The 6,772-nt window shown below is 68.3% G+C and carries 6 protein-coding genes; 2 read left to right on the top strand and 4 right to left on the bottom strand.

All coding sequences use genetic code 11. The features are described 5' to 3' along the window. Nucleotides 1–42 precede the first annotated feature (42 nt). Entirely contained in the window at nucleotides 43–372 is a 330-nt protein-coding gene (locus FAF44_RS09115; RefSeq protein WP_237102599.1) for a hypothetical protein, read from the bottom strand. A 297-nt stretch (nucleotides 373–669) separates the two neighbouring features. On the opposite strand from FAF44_RS09115, the gene FAF44_RS09110 reads away from it, so the two are divergent. Beyond that, entirely contained in the window at nucleotides 670–1,836 is a 1,167-nt protein-coding gene (locus tag FAF44_RS09110; protein WP_237102598.1) for a hypothetical protein, read from the top strand. Nucleotides 1,837–2,021: 185 nt separating this feature from the next. On the opposite strand, the gene FAF44_RS09105 is transcribed toward FAF44_RS09110, so the two are convergent. Continuing rightward, on the bottom strand, nucleotides 2,022–2,759 hold the full coding sequence (locus tag FAF44_RS09105; protein WP_237102597.1) for a polyprenol monophosphomannose synthase: 738 nt from the start codon (nucleotides 2,757–2,759) through the stop codon (nucleotides 2,022–2,024). A gap of 115 nt (nucleotides 2,760–2,874) precedes the next feature. Here FAF44_RS09105 and FAF44_RS09100 point away from each other — a divergent pair, with 115 nt between their 5' ends. After that, complete coding sequence (locus FAF44_RS09100) at nucleotides 2,875–3,381, top strand: NUDIX hydrolase (protein ID WP_237102596.1); 507 nt, start codon at nucleotides 2,875–2,877, stop codon at nucleotides 3,379–3,381. On the opposite strand, the gene FAF44_RS09095 is transcribed toward FAF44_RS09100, so the two are convergent. Both FAF44_RS09095 and FAF44_RS09090 read right to left on the bottom strand, forming a co-directional pair. Beyond that, nucleotides 3,368–4,177, bottom strand: coding sequence for an endonuclease/exonuclease/phosphatase family protein (locus FAF44_RS09095; RefSeq protein WP_237102595.1), 810 nt, complete (start codon nucleotides 4,175–4,177; stop codon nucleotides 3,368–3,370). The two genes, FAF44_RS09100 and FAF44_RS09095, sit on opposite strands and share 14 nt — an antisense overlap. Before the next feature lie 121 nt (nucleotides 4,178–4,298). Next, nucleotides 4,299–6,764: a glycoside hydrolase family 2 protein gene (locus FAF44_RS09090; RefSeq protein ID WP_237102594.1), complete on the bottom strand. Its 2,466-nt coding sequence runs from the start codon at nucleotides 6,762–6,764 to the stop codon at nucleotides 4,299–4,301. Nucleotides 6,765–6,772: the final 8 nt, after the last annotated feature.

The following is a 6,772-nucleotide window of genomic DNA, read 5'->3' as shown; positions in this document are numbered from 1 at the left end:
ATACGAACGTCGACACACGCTCAAGAACGCCCAAGACCTCGACTATGCTGCCGCGTAGTCGCAAGCCCTGATGTGTCTATCGAACCGGGGCAACTCCAGTCCGAGTTCCTGTCCAGATTTGATCTGGACAGAGGCAGTGCTCCATTTTTCGTTGTCGGTCGATACTTGGGGGTTTTCGGTGAAGTAGGCGCCGCCGTCTTCCGGTTCGCTGACCGGAAGGGCGATGTCAATTTTGGTGCAGTAGATATTTTGGCCGACGGGGCTGGAGACGTTGATGTTGATGGTGTTGGCGGCGGGTTTGTCGGGGCTGCCGGCTTGGAGCGGGGCTGGACTGGTGGTGGTGCGGTATCGGAGCAGGCGGGCATTGGCCATGGGGGAGCCTCCTTGTGGGTAAGCAACAGTTCTTGAGTTGAGGGCGCTGGACCAGCGCTCTGGTTCAGGAGCAGGCCGGCCTGTCACTCGCGCCGACTCCGTCCGCGTCATACCAAGCCGATGATCGTCGGTTGTCCAAGCCAGTCGATCAAGAACAGGGAGCGGTGCCCCCTCTCGCTGTGAGGTGAGAGCCCGGCCCATGACCAGCGGTGATGCCGGCGTACGCATCGTTGACCGGAGGCGCCGACACAGCGAGCTGAGCAGCAGCGGCGCATTCTCCCTGAGAGACATCACTCGATGAGAACAGATCACGACTTCTGGGGGGATGGTATTGATGTGCCTCACACCGTCTCTGATCGCTCGGGACCGCCCGATGACGGGCCGGACGCCGAGGACCCGCAGCCCAACGAGCTGAGGAACAAGGTGGCCCGGTTGTTCACCGGGCCATGGCGGTTACCGGTGTCCCTGTCCTTGCTCGCGTTGATCATGATGCTGTTCGGGACGCGGGAGTACGAGAACGCGATCACCACATTCCCCAGCGTTCCCGACTCAGGAGGGGTTCACCTCAACCTGGGCAGCGTCCCCAAGAACATCGCAATCACCTTCTACATGACCGAAGAAAACCCCTCCTATTTCCGCATGGAGTTCCAGGCGGAAGTCCCGGCCCAGCCGGGAAGCACTTCCCCATGCACGCCGACGACCATCTACCTGCACGACCTTCGTACCCAGACAATTACTTTGTCGGGCGGGACGGCCAAGGTGACGGAGACGGAGAGTCCAAGCGTCGAAAAGCCTGGAGCCACCTCCTTCACCACCCTCTTGGCCGGCGAGACGTGCGGAACAGACCGCTGGTTCTGGATCACCGGCACGCTGCGTACTCCGCTGTTCGCCCGGAACGGGCCGGCCCTCAGCGTGCATCTACCCGGTTTCAGCGTGGTGGGGCAGCGTGACGCTGTGGCCGCGATCTCAGCCAGTTGGAACGTTCATCTCACGGACGAGGACGTCACCAACATCAAGCCCGAGGTGACCTCGGCGGACTATAAGGGCCCGGGCCTCTACTGGCGGGCGGCAGCGAAGCCGATCAACCTGACACCGGAATCCGCCTACGATTCGACCGGCACGAGCGCCGTATCCTCTCAGTTCGGCACCTTCACCTCCATGCCCGCTCAGAAGGCGGCCGAGCGTTCCCTCTACTGGGCCGGCCTCCTCACCGGTGCGGCGCTGTCTCTGCTCACCTGGGCCGGCGAGGCAGCCTGGGAGGTACGCACGAAACACCGCACCGAGCGGACGGCCGGCGCCACCGAGATCGCCGAACTCGTTTCCGCTCGCGTGGAACGACTGCTGGACATACGGGCGATCGAACAGGCCGCCAAGGAACGGCAGCGACGAATCGCACGACGGCAGATCGGGATCTTGAAACGTATTCGCCTGGCAATCCAGCAATTCAGAAATCCCGGAATTTGACCCTTGATGCATTCGTGACGCGGAGAGCAGCCCCGTCCACAACGCCGATGCCGTCGACCTCCATCCGGGCGAGCGCCGGTGGATCCGTGCGTCAATGAACTTACAGCCTGACGCCCGGCGCGGCGGAACGCCGGATGCCAGGAGGCAGGGGACACGTACGGACGTTGCCGGTGGAGGTGCGGGAATCAGCGTTTGAACAGGAGGCGCCAGGGCATCAGGGCGGATTCGAGTTGCACCCGCAGGCCCATCTTGGAGGCTCCGGCGTGGCGGTCGGAGAAGTGGATGGGGATCTCCACGATCGTCATCCCGGCTTTGGTCGCCCGGTAGTGCATCTCGACCTGGAAGCTGTAGCCGCCGGAGGAGACGCCGGCCAGGTCGAGCTCGGCCAGGCGGGCGGCGCGCCAGATCTTGAAGCCGGCCGTGACGTCGCGCAGCCGCATCCGCAGGATCGTCCGTACGTAGAGGCCCGCCCACGCCGACAGCGCCCGCCGGTGCCGGCTCCATTCGGCCGCGAGCGTCCCGCCGGGGACGTAACGGCTGCCGATCACGCACGCCGCCCCGGTGGCCTCGGCCGTGCCGAGCAGCCGGGGTACGGCGTCGACCGGGTGGGACAGGTCGGCGTCCATCTGGACCACGTAGTCGGCGCCGTGGGCCAGCGCGGTGCTCAGCCCGTCGACGTAGGCGCGGCCGAGGCCCTGGCGCCCCGGCCGGTGCACGACCTCGACCCTGCCGGGATGGCCGGCCGCCAGCCCGTCGGCGATCTTGCCGGTGCCGTCGGGGGAGTTGTCGTCCACCACGAGCAGCCGCAGCCCGTCGAGCGGCAACGCCAGGAGCTGCTCGGCGATCACCGGCAGGTTGCCGGCCTCGTTGTAGGTCGGGATCACCACGATGACCGTCGGGGGGCGTTCCTGGCTCGTCGGCATTCCCGCCACTGTAGCGCCCCAGGCTGGACGATGATCGCGGCCAACCAGGCGAGCGCCCGGAAAGGTGCCAGCCGTCGGAACCAGGTTGTCAGTGGCGTCTGCGACCGTGTGCTGCGTGGGTGAGCTGATCGAGCGGGTGGATGAACAGGACCGCGTGCTGGAAGTCGTGGAGCGCGCGGAGGCGGTGCGTCGGCGGTGGATGCATCGGATCGCGACGACGATCTGCCGCGATCCGACGGGGCGGATCCTCGTGCTGCGCCGAGCCGAGGGGCATGTGCGCTTTCCCGGCCACTACGACGTGCTGGTCGGCGGCGCCGTGGGCGTAGGCGAATCGTATGAGGACGCGGCGGCCCGCGAACTCGTTGAGGAGTTGGGCGCCGGCGTCCCGGTCCGCTTTCTGTTCACGTTCCTGTGCCAGGAGGGGATCAGCCCTGTCTGGTTCGGGGTGCACGAGGCTTTGATCGCCGAGCCATTGGCTGCAGATCCGTCCGAGATCGCGTGGTATGCCTGGCTCACGGAGCTCGAACTGCGGAAGGTGGTCGATCGAGGGCCCTTCGTTCCGGGCGGGCGAGAAGCCCTGCGCCGATATCTCGGCCGCTCAGCTCCGGCTACGGCGCGGTGACGGTCTGCACCATCAGGGCGCGGTGGTCGGACACCTCGGGCGCGGTCATGATCTCGAACCGTTCCACGGCGGCGGGGTCGGAGACGAGCAGGTAGCTGGCGTGCCGGACGGGCTTGGCGTAGTGGGAGGTCCTGGTGTCGGCGTCCCCGACCAGGTCGGTCAGGCCGAGCCCGGCCAGGATCCGGAAGGTGTGACTGCCGGGCAGCAGGTTGAGGTCGCCGCAGACCACCGTCAGGTCGCCCTGTTCGCGGACCCCGGTGATGAGTTCGGCGAGCCGCTCGGCCTGTGCGTGGCGGGCCGGGGTGTCGGCCTTGCCACTCGCGTCCCGCAGGCCGTGCAGGTTGACGACGGTGACGAACCGGTCCGCCCGGCGGTCGAGGACGCGTACCGCCAGCGCGGTTCTGGGCCGGTTCTGGCTCGGCCAGTCGTCGTGGTGTTCGGCGTAGCCGCCGTGCACGAACGCCGTCCGCAGTCCGACGACAGGAAGCGTCTCGGCGACGAAAGTGGCCACGCCGAAGTCCTGGTGGTGGACGCGTCGCTCGTGGTCGCGGACCGGTCCGGTGTCGCTGACGGCGAACAGGTCGTGATGGCGGGGCAGCCGCGAGCGGACGTCGGCCAGCAGGTTCGCGCGTTGCGGCAGCGACCGGTGCGCGTCGTCGAACCGGGTCCAGCCGCCGAGATCCGGAGTGCGCGTCACCTCCTGCAGGCACAGGATGTCGGCGTCACACGTGTCGAGCCAGGGCGCGAGGTCGTCGAACATGGCGCCGCCCCAGGCGTTCAGGGAGATGATCCGCACAGTCACAAACCTAGATCACCGCAGGGTTCGACCCGTTGGGGGGTGTCCGGCGGTGGAACGATGTCCTCGGGCGGTGGCGCGAACACCGGCTTGCCGCACTCCTGCCCGCGGGCTCACCCCGCTACGACTCGGTGACCAGCAGGTCGTTGGCGCTGCGCAACACGGGCGCACCCGCGAAGTCACCCGGGCCGGCGTCCACGGCGCCCCGGACGCGGATGGTGACGGTCTCGCCGGGCAGGAGTGTGACGAGGCCGTCCTCGACGACCGCCTCCGGATCCAGCAGGTCGGCGAACAGCACGACGTCCCGCAGCAGATTCGCGGCGAGGATCGTCACCGCCCAGCCGTCGGGTGTTCGCGCCGCGGTGACCTGCGCCTTCGGCGCTTCCAGGCCGGATTCCCGGTACTCGGTGAAGAACCAGTGTGCGCGGGCGCCGGAGAACGTGGCGACGAGCAGTTCGCCCGCGGCGTCCCCGGGCGTCGCCAGGGCCGGGCTCGCGACGTGGGTGGCGCTGCCGCGAGGCGGTATCTCGAGCGGGGTTCTCTCGCTGGTCAGGACGGTTCCGTCGTAGCGGCGCCGGTCGAGGGTGAGGGTGCCGGACCACGGCCGCGCGGTGTCGTTGACGGCGGTCACCGTCAGATCGCCGTCGTCCGGCTGCATGGTGAGCAGTCGTTCGGCGTGCGCGTGCCGCAGGGCGAAGAGCATCGGTTTGCGGCGGCCGTAGCCGTCCACCGCCGCCCATGAGGTGACAGGCCAGCAGTCGTTGAGCTGCCACACGATCGTGCCCGTGCACAGGGGGGTGAGCGAGCGGAACCACTCGATGCCGGTACGGACGGCGACGGCCTGGTTCAGCGACATGGCCCAGTGCCAGTCGCGCATGTCGCGCGGAAGCGGGAGATGGCGCAGGAGACCGTTGGTCAGTTTCGTGTTGCCCCGTGCGGCTTTCTGATGGACGAGCATTCCCGGCGACTCGGGCGTGAGCGGGTCGTCCGAGATCGACTGGGTGAGCGTCGACCAGGTCGGTGGGCCCTGCCAGCCGAACTCCGACACGAATCGGGGGCGGTAGTCCCGGTAGTGCTGGTAGTCCTTCTCGTTCCACACGTCCCAGATGTGAACGGTTCCGTGAGCCGGGTCGTTCTGCCGGTCGCCGCGCGCGGGGTTGTACGGGCTGCCGGGCGTGTAGGCGACGTGCGGGGCGAGCTCGTTCACGATCCCCGGGAGGAGGTCGTAGTAGTAGCGCTCTCCCCAGGTCTGCCCGTCGAGCCCGGAGGTCCAGCCCCACTCCTGGTGCCCCCAGAGGTTCTCGTTGTTGCCGTTGAGGAGCACCAGGGACGGGTGTGAGCCGAGACGGGTCACGGCTTCGCGCGCCTCGGCCTCGATCTCCGACCACAGGGGCTCCTCCTCGGCGTAGGCGGCGCACGCGAAGAGGAAGTCCTGCCAGGTCAGGATGCCGCGTGCGTCGCACTCGGCGTAGAAGTCGTCCAGTTCGTAGATGCCGCCGCCCCAGACGCGGAGCAGGTTGATGCCGGCGAATTCGGCCTGGTCGAGTCTTCGGGCGTATCGCGGGCGGTCCACCCGGTGGGGGAAGGCGTCGTCGGGGATCCAGTTGGCGCCGCGGATGAGCACGTTCTGGCCGTTGATCGCGATGCGGAAGGGGGTGCCGTTCTCGTCCGGTTCGGTGTGCAGTTCGACGGTGCGGAATCCGATGCGCCGGCTCTGCCCGTCGAGGACGGTTCCGGCGTGCAGCAGTTCGACGCGCAGGTCGTGCAGCGCCGCTTGGCCGTGTCCGCGCGGCCACCACAGTGCGGCGTCCGGAGCGGCGATCTCGATGGTGGCGTGGCTCTGGTCGCCGGCAAGGGAGTGGACGGTGCTGCGGCCGGCGACCGTGACGTGCAGGGCCAGGTCTCGGTCGTCGGTGCGCCTGATCGTCACGTCGACGACGGCCGTCGGGATCCCCGCGCGTACGACGCCGGCCGCCCGCAGCTCGGAGATCGCCGCCACGGACCAGGTCTCCAGGACGACGGGCCGCCAGAGGCCGCAGGTCGAGGTGTCGATGCCCCAGTCCCAGCCGAAGGCGCAGGCCATCTTCCTGATCGCGTTGTAGGGGTGGTGGTTGGTGTGGGGGCGGTAGCCGAGTTCGACGCCGGCGGCGTCGGCCGCCCTGATCGCGGAGGTGAACTCGACGGCCAGATCGTTGGCGCCGTCGTTGAGCAGGCCGGTGACGTCGAAGCGGTGGCTGCGGTGCATGTTCCGGGTGGTGCCGAGGACGGCGCCGTTGAGCCGGATGACCGAGACGGTGTCGATGCCGTGGAAGAGGAGTTCCTGGCGTTCACTGCCGTCGGGTTCCCACCTCAGCTCGCGCCGGTAGGTCCAGTCGGCTGCGCCGATCCAGCCTTGGGTGCGCTCGTTGTCGTCGAGGTAGGGGTCGTCGATGAGGCCGGCTGCGAGCAGGTCGGTGTGCACGGTTCCCGGGACGGTGGCGGGGATCGGGCCGTACGCCCGTACGTGCGGAGGAATGCGGCCGGCCGCGCCCGCCTCGGCTGTCCATCCGGCGGCGAGAGGGGTGCGGGTGACACGCGCGGTGGTCATGTGTGCTC

This window comes from Nonomuraea sp. MG754425, assembly GCF_021699195.1.
Taxonomy (GTDB): Bacteria; Actinomycetota; Actinomycetes; order Streptosporangiales; family Streptosporangiaceae; genus Nonomuraea.
This window is presented reverse-complemented; position numbering and strand designations above follow the sequence as displayed.

What these genes read in the sequence shown, in the direction of transcription:
- FAF44_RS09115 (WP_237102599.1), bottom strand. Translation starts at nt 372, where the DNA reads ATGGCCAATGCCCGCCTGCTCCGATACCGCACCACCACCAGTCCAGCC.
- FAF44_RS09090 (WP_237102594.1), bottom strand. Translation starts at nt 6,764, where the DNA reads ATGACCACCGCGCGTGTCACCCGCACCCCTCTCGCCGCCGGATGGACA.
- FAF44_RS09110 (WP_237102598.1), top strand. Translation starts at nt 670, where the DNA reads ATGAGAACAGATCACGACTTCTGGGGGGATGGTATTGATGTGCCTCAC.
- FAF44_RS09105 (WP_237102597.1), bottom strand. Translation starts at nt 2,759, where the DNA reads ATGCCGACGAGCCAGGAACGCCCCCCGACGGTCATCGTGGTGATCCCG.